At 49.6% G+C, this 14890-nt stretch carries 14 protein-coding genes; all 14 read left to right on the top strand.

Features of this window, described 5'->3' with window-relative positions; all coding sequences use genetic code 11:
* The first annotated feature begins 159 nt into the window (after positions 1-159).
* The 14 genes from PBOR_RS32310 (at position 160) to csrA (ending at position 14869) form a co-directional block, all read left to right on the top strand.
* A complete protein-coding gene (locus PBOR_RS32310; RefSeq protein WP_042220168.1) occupies positions 160-2877 on the top strand; it encodes a stalk domain-containing protein in 2718 nt (905 codons plus the stop codon).
* Between the two features lie 57 nt (positions 2878-2934).
* Complete coding sequence (locus PBOR_RS32305; protein ID WP_042220166.1) at positions 2935-4092, top strand: sensor histidine kinase; 1158 nt, start codon at positions 2935-2937, stop codon at positions 4090-4092.
* A gap of 4 nt (positions 4093-4096) precedes the next feature.
* Entirely contained in the window at positions 4097-4819 is a 723-nt protein-coding gene (locus tag PBOR_RS32300) for a response regulator (protein ID WP_039303779.1), read from the top strand.
* Positions 4820-5139: 320 nt separating this feature from the next.
* Positions 5140-5583 carry a hypothetical protein gene (locus PBOR_RS32295; protein WP_052429739.1) on the top strand — a complete coding sequence of 148 codons (444 nt, stop codon included), beginning with the start codon at positions 5140-5142 and terminating at the stop codon, positions 5581-5583.
* Between the two features lie 675 nt (positions 5584-6258).
* Positions 6259-8478 carry an ATP-dependent helicase ComFA gene (locus PBOR_RS32290; RefSeq protein WP_245647964.1) on the top strand — a complete coding sequence of 740 codons (2220 nt, stop codon included), beginning with the start codon at positions 6259-6261 and terminating at the stop codon, positions 8476-8478.
* 325 nt (positions 8479-8803) lie between these two features.
* Positions 8804-9424, top strand: a complete 621-nt coding sequence (locus PBOR_RS37270) for a ComF family protein (RefSeq protein WP_157764182.1) — start codon at positions 8804-8806, stop codon at positions 9422-9424.
* A gap of 142 nt (positions 9425-9566) precedes the next feature.
* Positions 9567-9974 carry a TIGR03826 family flagellar region protein gene (locus PBOR_RS32280; RefSeq protein ID WP_042218081.1) on the top strand — a complete coding sequence of 136 codons (408 nt, stop codon included), beginning with the start codon at positions 9567-9569 and terminating at the stop codon, positions 9972-9974.
* A 106-nt stretch (positions 9975-10080) separates the two neighbouring features.
* Positions 10081-10368: a flagellar biosynthesis anti-sigma factor FlgM gene (gene flgM / locus PBOR_RS32275; protein WP_042218079.1), complete on the top strand. Its 288-nt coding sequence runs from the start codon at positions 10081-10083 to the stop codon at positions 10366-10368.
* A gap of 12 nt (positions 10369-10380) precedes the next feature.
* Positions 10381-10881 carry a flagellar protein FlgN gene (locus tag PBOR_RS32270; protein WP_042218077.1) on the top strand — a complete coding sequence of 167 codons (501 nt, stop codon included), beginning with the start codon at positions 10381-10383 and terminating at the stop codon, positions 10879-10881.
* Positions 10882-10938: 57 nt separating this feature from the next.
* Positions 10939-12534: a flagellar hook-associated protein FlgK gene (gene flgK, locus PBOR_RS32265; protein WP_042218075.1), complete on the top strand. Its 1596-nt coding sequence runs from the start codon at positions 10939-10941 to the stop codon at positions 12532-12534.
* Positions 12535-12548: 14 nt separating this feature from the next.
* Positions 12549-13466, top strand: a complete 918-nt coding sequence (gene flgL, locus PBOR_RS32260) for a flagellar hook-associated protein FlgL (RefSeq protein ID WP_042218074.1) — start codon at positions 12549-12551, stop codon at positions 13464-13466.
* Between the two features lie 8 nt (positions 13467-13474).
* Positions 13475-14047 carry a DUF6470 family protein gene (locus tag PBOR_RS32255; RefSeq protein ID WP_042218072.1) on the top strand — a complete coding sequence of 191 codons (573 nt, stop codon included), beginning with the start codon at positions 13475-13477 and terminating at the stop codon, positions 14045-14047.
* Positions 14048-14184: 137 nt separating this feature from the next.
* Positions 14185-14631 carry a flagellar assembly protein FliW gene (fliW, locus tag PBOR_RS32250; protein WP_042218070.1) on the top strand — a complete coding sequence of 149 codons (447 nt, stop codon included), beginning with the start codon at positions 14185-14187 and terminating at the stop codon, positions 14629-14631.
* Position 14632: 1 nt separating this feature from the next.
* Complete coding sequence (gene csrA / locus PBOR_RS32245; protein ID WP_042218068.1) at positions 14633-14869, top strand: carbon storage regulator CsrA; 237 nt, start codon at positions 14633-14635, stop codon at positions 14867-14869.
* The last annotated feature ends 21 nt before the right edge of the window (positions 14870-14890 follow it).

Below are 14890 nucleotides of genomic sequence, written 5' to 3'. Positions count from 1 at the left end.
GTTCAAGTAGAGTTGGAATCTACCAATATTCGCAACTTTTCAGCCTAAAATCAGTCTATTAAAGATGTAAAGGGATAGCAGGAACTAATGATAGGGATGTCTTTTATACATTAAGAGTAAATAAGATGGGAGAGTTAAACTGAAATGAATGAAGTTTTCATGGGGAAAAAGAATAGCAAGCTGGTACGGGAAAACAAAAGCTTAACTTCTAAAAAATGGGTTGCCGCCTCGTTAGCAGGCGTATTGTGGATCATGCCGGTTATCGGAAACACTGGACCCTCCTTATTCAGTGTAAGCTCTGCTTCAGTAGCTCAAGCTGCAACAGCCTCCTTCTCAGTGACAAAGCTGAGCGAAGAAGTCATTACTTCAGGCGCGATGATGATGAAATATAAATTTACGACTGTGCGGTCCGGCAAAAGTGTAACAGGTCTTGCTGACGTGGTTCGGGTCGATCTGAATAACCCTTATGTGTCTGTGGATGTAATGACAGGCAAAGGCGGTAATCTGACTACGCGGCAAAGTACCGGAGGAATGGCGGCAGAAACCGGAGCAGTGGCCGCAGTAAACGGGGATTACTTCAATACCGGCGGGGAAGGTGCACCGATTGGTGGTCAAGTATCAGGCGGGGTTGTAGTCTCTACACCTTCCCAGCTTGATGGAATGTATGCTTTTGCTGTGACCAAAGACCGTAAGCCGGTTATTGATGAGTATACATTCGAAGGCATGCTGACGGCAGAGGATGGTTCACAATTTCCATTATCCGGAATCAATAAAGGGGCATATAACCCTGAAGGCGGCAGTTCCACCTACAGTCATGCCAATGCTGCCTATATCTACACAGATGCCTGGACAGCGCTGGAGCGGCCTAAGAACAGCTCTACAACGCCTACAGAGGTGCTGGTAGAGAATGATGTCATTACCCAGATTTCCCCGGACGCAGCTTTGCCGATAACCGTGCCTGACGGGGCGTACATTCTGCGGACTCACGGGCTTGCAGCCCAATTTGTAAAAGCACATCTGGTTGTAGGGCAGAAGCTAAGCAGTGTCTACACCCTTCGTTCCAAAACCACTCAGCAGGAGCTTGATCCATCCACGCTGCAGATGATGATCGGGGGGCATACCATTCTGGTAAACAACGGGAAAGCAGCGACCTTCTCCCGCTCCACCACCAGCATCGGCGGGTATCGTGCCCGCACAGCTCTGGGTTATTCAGAGGATGGGCGGTACGTATATGTCATTGCAGCTGAGAAAAATAGCAACAGTGCTGGACTGTCACTGACAGAGCTGCAGTCCTTCATGACGAATATCGGTGTCTGGAAGGGGATCAACCTGGACGGAGGGGGCTCTACAACCATGGTAGACCGTCCGCTTGCGGAAACCTCTACGACCCTTACCTTCAATACAGAATACGGCACAGAGCAGCGCAGCATCGTTAACGGCCTTGGTGTATATACTTCTGCTCCGCAAGGTGAAGTGAAGGGAATTAAGATCAGCGGCAGTTCAGTGCTATTGATTGGACAAAAAGCTACGTATTCTCTAAAAGGCTATGATACGTACTACAATCCCATTGATGTGGCTGCAGCAAATCCTGCCTGGAGCTCCAGTGGCGGCAGTGTGACGGTAAATGCAGGTGAAGCAACCGCAGTCAAGGCGGGAACCGTTAACCTGAAAGCTACCAGCGGTTCGGCCAGTGCAGAGACCAAGGTAACCGTTCTGGGCGGAGATGACCTGACAAGTCTGACTTCAAGCACAACTACTGCACCGCTTATAGCGGGAGCATCGGTATCTGTTCCGGTTAATGCAGTGTCGAAGAGCGGGGCAACGATTGCCGTTCCGGCTGCATCGCTGAAATGGGAGTTTATCGGGTTTAAAGGGAATGTAGGTGACGGCAAGATCACGGTGCAATCCGTTGATCCGGGGGTAACTACCGGATATGCCATTGCACGTTATGACGGCTTCAGCACAGCTGTGGTGTTCTCGGCTGCGGCGTCAACAGCTTGGGAGGATTTCGAGAATGTAACGTATCCGTTTGCCTTCACAACCAACGCAGCTGGGGTAACGGGAACTGCAGCGGTTGTACCGGGCAGCGCGGAACGGGCTGGTTCGAAGGTATTGTCGCTTAGCTATGATATGACGGCCTGCACCGGCAAGATGTATGCCTATGCCCAGTTCAACGGCACAACGGGCAAGAGTATTCCGGCAACGGCAACGTCTATGTCCGTAGACGTGATGGGTGATATGAGTCTTAACTGGCTGCGAGCAGAGGTAACGGATGCCAGCGGGGCAACAGCGTATATTGATCTGGCCAAAGTGATCGACTGGAATGGCTGGAAGAACCTTAATATTGATCTTTCCGGTTCAGGGATTAAATTCCCAGCTTCCCTAAAGAGAATTTACGTGGTAAACGTAGAGGAAGGCCAGGATGAGCGCGCTAAGACAGGTACGGTAGCTGTTGATAATATTTCCTTCGTTATGCCTTCACTGTCCAGTGAAGCCGGATTGCCGAAGGGGACGGCATCCATGAGTATCGGAGCCAAGTCGATGGTTGTAAACGGCACAAAGCAGGCGATTGATGTAGCTCCGATTGTTAAGGACGGCAGTACCTATGTGCCGATTAAATATGTGCTTGATGCTTTTGGAGGCAATGCCATCTGGGATCAGAATACCAAGAAGATCATGGTGCTTCGCGGGTCCAAAGCGCTGGATCTGACGGTAAACAAGAAGGAATTCCTGCTTAACGGCAAACGCCAGAGTGCAGATGTGGCGCCTTTAATTCTAAATGGCAGGACTTTAGTACCGCTTAGACTCGTGACAGAACAGCTAGGACTCACTGTAAAATGGGAACAGAAAACGAAGACCGTAACTATCGAATCGTGATATGTTAGTATAAAGGAAACTCTTTAATACGATCCGATAGAAATGGGGCAAGCATCCGTGGAATTTCAAGCCGATGCGATTGATCGCGTTATTAAGAATACCATCGACGTGATGGAGAGCAGCAAGTATCAGATTTTTGAAATATTGCAGGTTGCACGTGATGAGCTTGCTGCACTCACCAAAGAACTGCAGCGGGTTATTGAAGAAACGGATGAAACATTGCAAAAGGTAGACAAGCTGGAGCTGCAGTATCACCGCTCCCGGATCCGGCTGACTGAGGTCAGCCGGGACTTTGTCCGCTATACGGAGAAGGATATCCGGATTGCTTACGAGAAAGCGACGGAGCTTCAGTTAGAGCTCATGATGACGAGGGAGAGGGAAGCCTACCTGCGGAGCAGACGGGATGAGCTGCAAATGCGGGCTCGCAGTGTCGAAAATTCTGTAGAACGGGCCGAATCGATTGGTTCGCAAATGAGCGTTGTCCTGGAATATCTGTCTGGAGAACTAGGCCAAGTGACGAGAATTGTCGAATCTGCGAAAAACACGCAAATGGTTGGACTCAAGATCATCCAGGCCCAGGAAGAAGAACGGAAGAGAATTGCCCGGGAAATTCACGATGGTCCTGCTCAAATGCTGGCAAATCTAGTCCTAAGGACGGAAATTGTAGAAAGAATGCTGGTAAAGCAGGAATTTGGGCTGGTACAAGCCGAAGTAATAGATTTAAAGGGGCAGGTAAGGTACAGCCTGGAAGAAATGCGTAAAGTGATTTTTAATCTGCGTCCGATGGCTCTCGATGATTTAGGACTGATTCCGACACTCCGGAAGTACGTGCATGATTACGAGGAGAAGACGAAGATACGCACTTCTTTTGAAACAAGGGGGAAAGAGCACCGTCTGTCCTCAGCCATGGAGGCTGCAGTCTACCGTCTTGTTCAGGAAGCTTTGTCCAACGCGGCGAAGCATGCCTATCCAAGTTATGTTCTGGTAGAGATTACTTATCAGGCACAGCTAATTAAGATCGTTGTGAAAGACAACGGTCTAGGCTTCAATGTGAAAAAGATCAGTGAACAAGCCAACCGTGAAAGCTTTGGGCTGGTGGGAATGCGTGAACGTGTGGAGTTGCTGGAAGGTAGAGTGGAAATACAGTCAGCAGAGAACCAGGGCACAACAATCATAATTCACATTCCGACGAATGTGGACAAAGGAAAGGAGTAGTGTGATGGAAAACCAGAATTCTGGAAAATCGCCCATAAAGGTTCTTTTGGCGGATGATCATCAGTTGTTTCGTGAAGGGCTTAAACGTATTTTGAATATGGAGGACGACATTGAAGTCATAGGTGAGTGCGGGGACGGCATCCAGGTGCTTGAGTTCTGCAATATCAATAAGCCGGATATCGTGCTGATGGATATCAATATGCCTATTGAGAACGGTGTGGAGGCTACACAAAAGCTCCGGGAAATGTTCCCGGATGTAAAAGTGATTATCCTCTCGATCCATGATGATGAAAGCTACGTATTCGAAACTCTGCGCAAGGGTGCGAATGGCTATTTGCTGAAGGATATGGAAGCAGAGTCGCTCATTAATGCGATCCGCTCTGTATGCGAAGGCCATGCCTTCATTCATCCCAAAGTAACCGGCAAGCTGATCAATCAGCTGCGCCGCATGACGTACCTTAACGAGACAGGTGCCATGGCCGAGACTCCGGTTAAGGAAGCTGGTGTGAAATTTGTTGCAGGCGACAACAATCCGCTGACCCGCCGCGAAGCAGAAGTGCTGCGTCTTATGGCTGAAGGCAAGAGCAACAAGATGATTGGGGAATACCTTTTTATCAGCGAAAAAACCGTCAAGAACCATGTCAGCAGCATTCTGCAGAAGATGGAAGTCGACGACCGCACGCAGGCTGTCATCAATTCGATTAAATACGGCTGGGTAACATTATAATTCATACGTAAACTTTTAACTGAGCGTTTTGGAGAATCCTAATGATCCTTATAAAACGGTACATAACTTGATTGCAGCGTTTTAGCTGCAGTCAACGTATTGTTTCAGTCCGCATGATATTCGAATTTTGCAAAATGCTGATTTAAATATGTACCCGAAACCGGAAGCTTTAATCTGTCTTCTTGCAGGAAGGCGGAAATTCTGTGCTTTGCGATATATAGAGAGTCAGAATAACCGGGTCATCTGTCCCGGCAGGCTGGGCTGTCACCGTCCCTTTATCACCGGCATATAGTGTCGGTATAAGAGGGAGGTGCATCTCCGTGATAGCCCAGTTAATCTGGATTGTGTCTATTTATGCATCCGCAGCAGCCCTTGTTCATATTCTGCATCACCGGGAAGAGAGCCGGGAGGCAATGCGGCCTGGAAAGCGGCTTCATTATATTCTGATCACCCGCAATCATGAAGCTGTTGTGGAATGGTATATCCGTATGCTCGCTGTGTATGCATTTTGGATGGGCAGACCGCTGTATGTCACTTTGATGGATGATGACTCATTGGATGGAACGCTGGCGGTTGCCTCACGGTTAGACTGCAGCGGCTCGTCTATCAGGTTCGCTCCGGTAATGCCGCACTACAATACTCTTGCTGAAGCGGAACACCAGAAGGAAACCGTACTGGATCTGCGGACACAGGAGCAGCCTTTTCCGCTGAAGATGATGCGGCTACCGGGAAGCAGGGGATACGGATCGAAGCATGGCGAATGATAATCAAATATGTCGGCAACGGGTGAAGCACACTCTCCAGTGATGGGGGAGTGTGCTTTTTTGTGTTTGTTGAGCAACCTGGGATGGCCGTCGGTTGTAGGAATCTAGAGGTGTGTTGAAATGGGGGGTGTTCTGGTGTTCTCACTCGCGCTGAAGTAAGTCATTTTTAAAATAGAGTGAACTTAAGAATCTGACTTGATGCGCTGGCTTAGAAATCCTTGATATACAGGGGCTTCGTAGTTCAGCCGGACACCAAACTTAAGGTCAGCTACTTTAGTTGTATTTCATGCAGCTATTATTCAGATTTAGACAGGATATCCGGAGATAGTTGCACTTCGTACACTTATTATTGCGGACATGAGGCCAAACTGCTGTTTTCCCGGATTTTAGTTGTACGAAATACACTTCAGTGGATAGATAGGCTGTGACAGTAAGAAATAGTTGTAGTAACTGCAGTTAAACCATCTGCTGTTAAATACAGCATTGAAAGAACAGATTCTAAATAGATAAGTAACAGAACAAACCAAAACCTGAGAAAAAACGCAACGGCCGGAATCCTGACATTCTCTGTAGTCACGACTAGCCCGGAATAGAAAGACGGTAAGTTTGTAGGTTCGGGGGAATCGCAATCTATGGTGACGGTGATGAGCTTCTTTGAAGGAGAGAGGGAGGGACATGATGAGAGTAGCAGTATATGCGGTAGAGCATAATGCCGCTTGGGAGATCAGGATATCGCTAAATATGGCTGTGGACAGGTTATGGTGGCATGGTGAAGGAAAAGGAGGTGTAGGCTGGGGCGGCAGACAGGCGGACAGGCTTGTGCTGTTATCGCCATCGTTCCCGCTTGGCTGGGGGGTGAAGCTACGGGAGGGCTTCAGAGCTTCCCCTGCTATGGGTCTGTGGAACATGGAGGAATGGGAAAGGTATGTTGCTAACTGTTTGAAGGCTGAAATTAGACAAGAGCAGGTGGCGGGAGGCTTCCGGGAGGCGGAGCGGCTGACCGCGGGAAATATCAGTGGAGAATCCATACTGGACGGGGCGGGAGGAGGTGTGAAGGAGGCAACAATTTCCGGGAACTACGGTGGTCAGCCGGTACTTCCTAAGGAATGCTTATTGGGATGGAGTGACCTCGCTGCGTTGGCAGCGGCGGCTAATCAGTTAGCAGCAGCGCTTGCCGGCCGTTCCCTGCTGCAGGGCGAAGTGGAAGCTCTGGTGGCAGAACGGCTGCCTGAGCTGGCAGGGAATTGGCCAGCTGCAGCACAGCTGGCGCATTTGCAGGGATGGATTAGGGTTGAGGCGGCAGTTGCTTATGATAACCTGAGGCAAGGCGGGGGAGTGGTGGGATGGATGAGCAAGGCAAAGCGGAGCGGGAAAGGGAGGGAGCGGATAGGTAACCGGGAGCAAGGCGGGGGAGTGCTGGGGTGGAGGAGCAAGGCGAAGCAGGGCGGGAAAGGGACGGAGCGGATAGGTAACCGGGAGCACGGCGTGGGAGTGTTGGGGTGGAGGAGCAAGATGAAGCAGATCGGGGGAGTGGTGGGATGGAGGAGCAAGGTGAGGCAGAGCATGCATGCGTTGGGACGGGTGAGCGAGGCAGTTGCCCGGCGCGGCGGCGCTGCCGCCCGCCGCGGGGCACCGCGCTGCCTGCGCTGCGGCAGCGTACCCACGGGCCGCACGGCCTGCGCCGCGTGCGGCCTTGCCGGCTGCGCCTATTGCGAGGCCTGCCTCGCACTCGGGCGCAGCCGGGCTTGCGCGCTGCTGCTGCGCAGCGCGCCGCTGCCTGCCGTGCGCTGCACGGCAGGCGTCTCCCCCACCGTAGCGGCACGCCGGTGGGGGCTTAGCGCAGCGCAGGCGGCTGCGGCCGCCGCTGCGCTGGGGTTCCTGGCGGAGCCGCGGGAGCGCTCCGCCTTACCCGGCCCTGAGCGGTTCCTGCTCTGGGCTGTGACGGGAGCGGGAAAGACGGAGATTACGTTCCCGCTCCTGGAGGCGGCGCTCGCCGCAGGAAGCCGGGCGCTGATTGCTACGCCGCGGCGCGACGTCGTGCTGGAGCTGGCGCCGCGCCTGGCCAAGGCCTTCCCGGCGGACACCCCCGCCGTGCTGTACGGAGGCAGCGAGGACCGCTGGAGCGCGAGCAGAATAACGCTGGCAACAACCCATCAGCTGCTGCGGTTCAATCAGGCCTTTGACCTCGTTATTATCGATGAAATCGATGCTTTTCCCTATCATAATGATCCAATGCTGGCCTACGCTGCCGAGCAGGTTTGTAAGCCCTCCGGATCCTTCATTTTCCTCTCAGCCACACCACCGGCAGAATTACAGCGCCTCGCTCGTTCAGGAAGACTGCCGCATGCGAGAGTGCCTGTCCGCTTTCACGGCCATCCCCTGCCGGTTCCCAAACATTTACATATGCCGCCGCTCCATCGTTGTCTGAAGCAGGGGGGACTCCCCGGAAGCCTGTTTCGTGCTCTACAGAGCTCCCTTGACCGCAAAGCACAGATTTTTCTCTTTGTCTCGCGGATTGCCCATATTGCAGGACTGCTGATGCTTCTCCGGCGGCTTTTCCCCGGAATAGCTATGGAAGGAACCTCGTCCAAAGATCCGGATAGAGCAGAGAAGGTGCTGGAGTTCCGCAATTGTACGATTTCACTCCTGGTAACGACGACAATTCTGGAGCGGGGAGTTACGGTTCCGCGCAGTGATGTGTTTATTCTGGATGCGGACAGCAGCCTGTTTGACGAAGCTGCTTTGGTGCAGATGGCGGGCCGGGCAGGACGCTCCAAAGATGATCCGGCCGGCCACGTCGTATTCGCTTCCGCAGAGTGGAGCAAGTCCCAGCGCAGAGCCATTTCACAGATTCGCAGCATGAACGCCATTGCCCATAGGCAGGGATACCTGTGAGATGAGACTCTACATACACTCTTTTATTCATAAACCCCTGCACATAGCCTGAAGGAGGTTATCGATGAATTCCGTATTGTCTTGGATAAAAAAAGCCCAATTCTTAATGGCTCCCTCTCTGCCTCAATGTCTGTTTTGTGGTAAAAGAAGCCGTCCTTCAACCGGGTTGCCCGGAATATGCGTAAGCTGCCATATAGGGATCCCGTGGATCCGCAGTCCACGGTGCCAGACCTGCGGACGCCATGTCGGCTGTCCGGATTGCAGCCGCAGCCGTGAGCCTGTGCCGATCCGCTGCAACCGCAGCGCGGTAGCTTATACAAGTGACATGCGCGAGTTGCTGGGCCAGTATAAATATAGAGGTAATGAACGCTTGGCCCCTGTACTGGGGCTGATGCTGGATAATGCATATGCCATACTCCAACAAGAGCAGAGTGAACAGCAACAAACCGCTACTCTACAAAGTAACTCTTCCCGCAAACCTTTTTCAGCAAGAAATCCAAACCATCTTCTTATTCACCCGGCCCTATGGCAAGCTGATTTGCTAGTCCCTGTGCCTGTAAGCACAGTCCGCCTGTCTGAAAGAGGATTCAATCAGGCCGAGCAACTGGCAGAAGTATTAACTCTGCGGAGGGGAATACCTCAACTTCCACTGCTGGTCCGTACCCACCATACCGGCAAACAGAGCTCCAAAAGCCGAAGCGAACGTCTGGCCGATATGAAGCATGCTTTTACCGGAAATACGGATCCTGAGATTCTGCGAAGTCTTAAAGGACAACTGGATTTGATAACTCCCCGGCTTCAGAAGCGCCCCCTGCAGATCATTATTATCGATGATATCTACACCACGGGAAGTACAATACGGGCCTGCGCCGAAGCACTACATCAGCTGATTGGTAATTTAGGCTACCGGGCGGAGATTTACAGTCTGACATGGGCACGTTCATAGCGGTTACGGCAGTCCGATAATTTACTAAAATGCTCCTCATAACCGATACTAATCATAGACGGAACATCAGCTATCATGTAATCTTATTAGCATAAGATATTTATAAGCTGTGCAGAATGTAAGGAAGGGAGCCGCGGTAGAAATGAATGTTGATAATTGTCCAAGATGCGGCCGGCTATATGTTAAGAATTTAATGAACCTGTGCCAGCCTTGTATCAAAGATTTAGAGCATGAATATGAAATCTGTGTAGACTACCTGCGCAAAAATAGAGGCACTAATATTCAGGAACTGTCCGATGCCACGGAGATATCCATTAAGGAAATTACCCGTTTTATTCGTGAGGGCCGGATTTCCATAGCGAACGCACCTAACATGATGTACCCTTGCGAAGTCTGCGGGACCTTGATCCGGGACGGGCATATGTGTGACAGCTGCCGCAGCCGTTTGACCAAGGATCTGGCAAATGCTGCCAAGGAAACTGTAGACAAAAGCAGTACCAAAAAGACTTCTGATGCCGCATACCGCGCCGTGGACAAGTTCCGCAACTAATAAAATCTGCAAAAAAACGTTTGCAGCTATAAAGAATGTTTCAACAAAGGCCGATAAACTTAGTAAAGATTATCGGCTTTTTTATATCAGAAGGAAGGTGGAAGTTATGAAAATTAACGAGACCGGACGAATTAACGCGATGAACCCGTATCAACGGAGTGCGGAATCGCAAAGGCAGGAACAAATGAAGAAGAGCACACGCAAGGATGAGGTATCGATTTCGGATGAAGCCATTAAGCTGCTCCAGGCACAAAACAGCGGCAAGATTGACGCTGAACGTGCGAACAAGATCGAAAGCCTGAAACAGCAAGTATCCGCAGGTACCTACCAGGTTGACGCAGCTAAGCTCGCAGAGACACTCGCCCCCTACTTTAAGCAATCCTCCGAGAATTAGGTGAACACACCCATGGCACTTACGACATTATTAGAATTGCTAGAGCGGCTGGACGAAGCGCATGTGCAAATGCTGGATTTGGCCGCTGTCAAGAAACAGACCATCATGGACAACAAGGTGGAGGGTCTCATCGACATCCTGAACCGTGAGTCCAAGCTTATGAAGGTGATCGGACAGCTGGAGGAGAAGCGTGCAGAAGCCGCATTTACTTTTCTGCAGGGGGTTGGAATCCGTTCCAATCTGAATTTGAATCTTACCGAGCTGTCCCGCCTTGTATTTGATCCTGAGGACAAATCGCGCCTGCTGCAAATTCAGCAGAAGCTTTCCGGCACATTGCAGCAATTGAAACTAGCCAATGAGCTGAACCAGAAGCTGATTGAGCAGTCGCTTACCTTTATAGATTATTCCCTGGATTTGCTTGTCGGAAGACCAAATCAGGAAATGACTTACCATCATCCGTCCGACAAGGGCAGCAGTGTGACTCGGCCGGGCCTTTTTGATGCCCGCGGATAACCCGTTTATCCTCATGGCCTCTTTCACCGCAGCAATCACAAGGGAGGAACAAGTAGCATGACATCCACATTTCACTCGATAGAAACAGCAAGACGAAGCCTGTTTACCCAGACTGCTGCGCTCAATACAACCGGCCACAACATTGCCAACGCCAATACGGAAGGTTATACCCGCCAGCGTGTGAACATGAAGGCGGCTATACCTATCGAGGCCTATGGTCTCAATAACTCAACACTGCCGGGACAAATGGGTACCGGTGTGGAATTCACTTCCATTGAGCGGATCCGCGAGATGTTTCTGGACGATCAGTACCGTGGAGAGAGTTCCGCCAGCGGCAACTGGAGCATCCAATCGGATACCTTAGATAAGCTGGAAGCCATCGTTAATGAGCCCTCGGATACCGGTATCCGTACAGTGCTCGATAACTTCTGGAAATCCTGGTCGGATCTCAGTAAGAACCCGGAAGATCCAACAGCCCGCAAGATTGTTGTACAGACTGCACAGTCACTAACTGATGCTATGAACTATATGAGTACACAATTAAGTAATCTGGATCGGGATCTGAGCACCAACGTTGAAGTCAAAGGAAAAGAAATACAGAGCTACCTCAGCTCTATCGCTGACTTGAATCAATCTATCTCCAAAATAGAAGGTATGGGAGACCAGGCGAACGATCTGCGGGATCAGCGTGATTTGATGACGGACAAGCTGTCCAAGATAGCGAATATCACGGTACTGGAAACCGATGCCGGTTATAACATATCACTGGGAACACAGCAACTGGTTCAAGGAGCAACGGTTACTGCGACTGTAGACAGTGCCTTTTTGAACACTGCCTATGCCTCTGGTGATCTGAAGGCCGGAGAAGCTTATGGGATGATTTTTTCCAGCACAACCTATGTGGCGGATTACAGGAAACAACTGGATGCTATGGCCAACACGATCGCTAATGGCGAAGTGCAGGTTACTATACCAACAGGCTCTACTTTACCTGCAGGTACCACCGTGCTTAAGGATTCAGAAATCATTAATGCTGACGGAACCAAAACCTCTCTTCCAGCAGGGAGTGCAGTGCCTATCCCATTGACAGGTGATTTAAAAACTACAGTCAAAGGTTTGAATGGACTGCATCAATTGGGGTATGCGATGAATGGAAGCTCAGGCCGGCCATTCTTTACAGCTTCTGTTGCTGGTGAGGCCATCACAGCAGGCAATCTTAAACTTAATCCCGAAATCGCTGCTGATCCTACACTGTTTGCGACTTCTCTTCGCACCACTACAGACAGTGCCGGAAATGTATCCGTCGTTAAAGGGAATAATACATTGGCGCTTTTGTTCAGCAATATGAAGGATAATAGTACATTTACAACAGCAGATGGTCTCAAATCAGGTACTGTCGGATCCTATCTTAGCTCTATGGTTGGGCAATTAGGTATTCAATCCCAAGAAGCCACACGTCAGGCGAGCAATGCCGATTATTTGGTGGACCAAGTGAACTCCCGCCGGCAGTCTGTAAGCGGAGTATCTCTGGATGAGGAAATGTCCAACATGCTGGTATTCCAGCATGCCTATAGCGCTGCTGCCCGCTTCATGACAACCTATGATGAGTTGCTAGACAAATTGATTAATTCTACCGGCACAGTCGGCAGATAAGGGAGGAACATACAATGCTCAGAGTCACCTCCAATATGATGAGCTCACAGCTGCTGCTTAACCTGAACCGTAATGCGCGTACTATGAATGATACGCAGCTTCAACTGGCGAGCGGCCGCAAAATCAACAAGCCCTCCGATGATCCGGTAGGTATCACATATTCCTTGCGTTACCGTGCCGAGTTGTCCTCGAATGAACAGTACACTAAGAACGTAGACAGTGCTCTGTCATGGCTTGATTATAATGACACTGTATTGGGACAGGCAGGAGATGTAGTTCAACGTTTGCGCGAGCTTACTGTGAAGGCTGCGACAGGAAGCAACCCTCAATCAGCCCTGGACAGCATCAACGAAGAGGTTTTGCAACTTAAAGAACAACTGGTGGACATTGCGAACAGCAAATTAAACGGCAAATACGTATTTAATGGCGAGAAATATGATGTCAAGCCATATGAATTTGGTAAGGGTGCCGATGGAACTTATGATACTACTAAGGAAGTCACGACAGATTCCGGACAAATTCAGTATATTGTAGGTGAAGGTGTACAAATGCCTATCAATATGACAGGTAATGATGTATTCGGTCATACGGGGGAAGCAGACAATCTGTTTTCTATTATCAATAATATTTCTGAAGGCTTGAAATCTGGCAATATTACAGCTGTTTCCGGACAACTTGATAAAATTGATACTCGCGTAGAGACCATTTTATCAGCCCGCTCCGAAATAGGCGCGAAGACTAACCGTGTAGAATTAATGCAGGATCGTCTGAGTGATTTGAACATAAATCTGACAGACCTTCAGGCTAAGACCGAGGATGCAGATTACGAAGAGCTCATTATGAAATCCAAGATTCAAGAGAATATTTATAATGCTTCACTTTCTGTGGGTGCTAAGATTATCTCTACAACTTTAGTAGATTTCATTAGATAACGGAGGTGATGCCCGTGCTGCAGCCTATCCTGCAAATTCGACAGACACCTGCTCTGATTGGTATTGATGCTGATCCTGGCACGTTCTCCATCACTCAACCAAAGGCTGAAGTTAACATCACAACTACACCTGGGGAGTTAAGCATTCAGTCGTCACGTCCGGAGCTTACAATTGACCAGAGCCGGGCACGCGCTGCCTATAACGGCGGAAGTGTGCTGGATATGAATAAGAGAATTTATTCAGGTATTCAGCAGCTATACCTTCAAGGTCTGGCCCGGAAAGTTGAGCAAGGGAACCGGATGGCTGAGTTTTTTAAGGCTGGGAATACCATTGCTGAAATCTACGGTACAGATACCGAGCCCAACTCTTTCCCCGAGCCTCTCGGACCAGCGTCCTATGACAATGTTGATATTTATTTTGACACTAAGGCTCCTGAAATAAGCTTCCGGGCGGCACAAGTTGATATTCAAGTGGAGAGACACCGTCCGGAGACCGAGTACACACGGGGTAAGCTAAATATTTATATGCAACAGTATGCTTCGGTGCAGTATATTCCGCCAGAAGTGAATGTTCAGATGTAGCTTCAGAGCTATAGATGTGCCAGAGAGCGCTTCTATAGCTTTTCTGCTGTTTATGTATCATATTAAATACAGATGAAATGACCGCCAAAGTAAATAACCTGGTTTTGCACAGCAAAACTGTTTGAGGAGTGAATAATTTGATTATTGAGACACTGTCTTGGGGAAAACTTGAAGTACATGAGGAACAATTGTATCATTTCTCCAAAGGAATCCCCGGTTTTGAAGAGGATACTGATTTCGCATTGGTTGCTATGGAGGATTCAGCATTCTGGGTACTGCAGTCCACCGAGAATAAGAACCTCTCATTTCTATTAGGAGATCCGTTTGCTTTTTATCCGGACTATGAGTTTGAACTTCCGAGTGCTGAAGCTGAGGAGCTGGGAATTGCTTCGCAGGTGATTGTAAGATGCATAATTACCCTCAAAGAAAAGGTGGAAGAGTCCACGATTAACCTACTGGCACCTATTGTTCTGAACCCGGAGGAACTGAAAGGTAAACAAGTGGTACTGCATAAAGCACCCTATCATACGAAGCATAGTTTATTTCAGGAACAGCCGGTAATCGACGGAAAGGATGGTGGATGAAATGCTCGTGTTATCCCGTAAAAAAGGTGAGTCCATTATCATTCAGGATCAAATTGAACTGACGGTCTTGTCAGTAGAAGGAGATATTGTAAAAATTGGCATATCCGCGCCGAAACATGTCGATATCTTCCGCAAAGAAGTATATCTGTCTATCCAGGAGACCAACCGTGAATCATCTGCACCTGTGCAATCTGATCTCAATGCATTGATTGACCGACTGCGCGGGCCGCAGAAATAAAAGGATTTAAACTAAATAAAA

Origin of the sequence: Paenibacillus borealis (assembly GCF_000758665.1) — a bacterium.
In the GTDB taxonomy this organism is placed as follows: Bacteria; Bacillota; Bacilli; order Paenibacillales; family Paenibacillaceae; genus Paenibacillus_AQ; species Paenibacillus_AQ borealis.
Note: the sequence above shows the minus strand (reverse complement) of the source record. Positions and strands in the feature narration are given on the sequence as shown.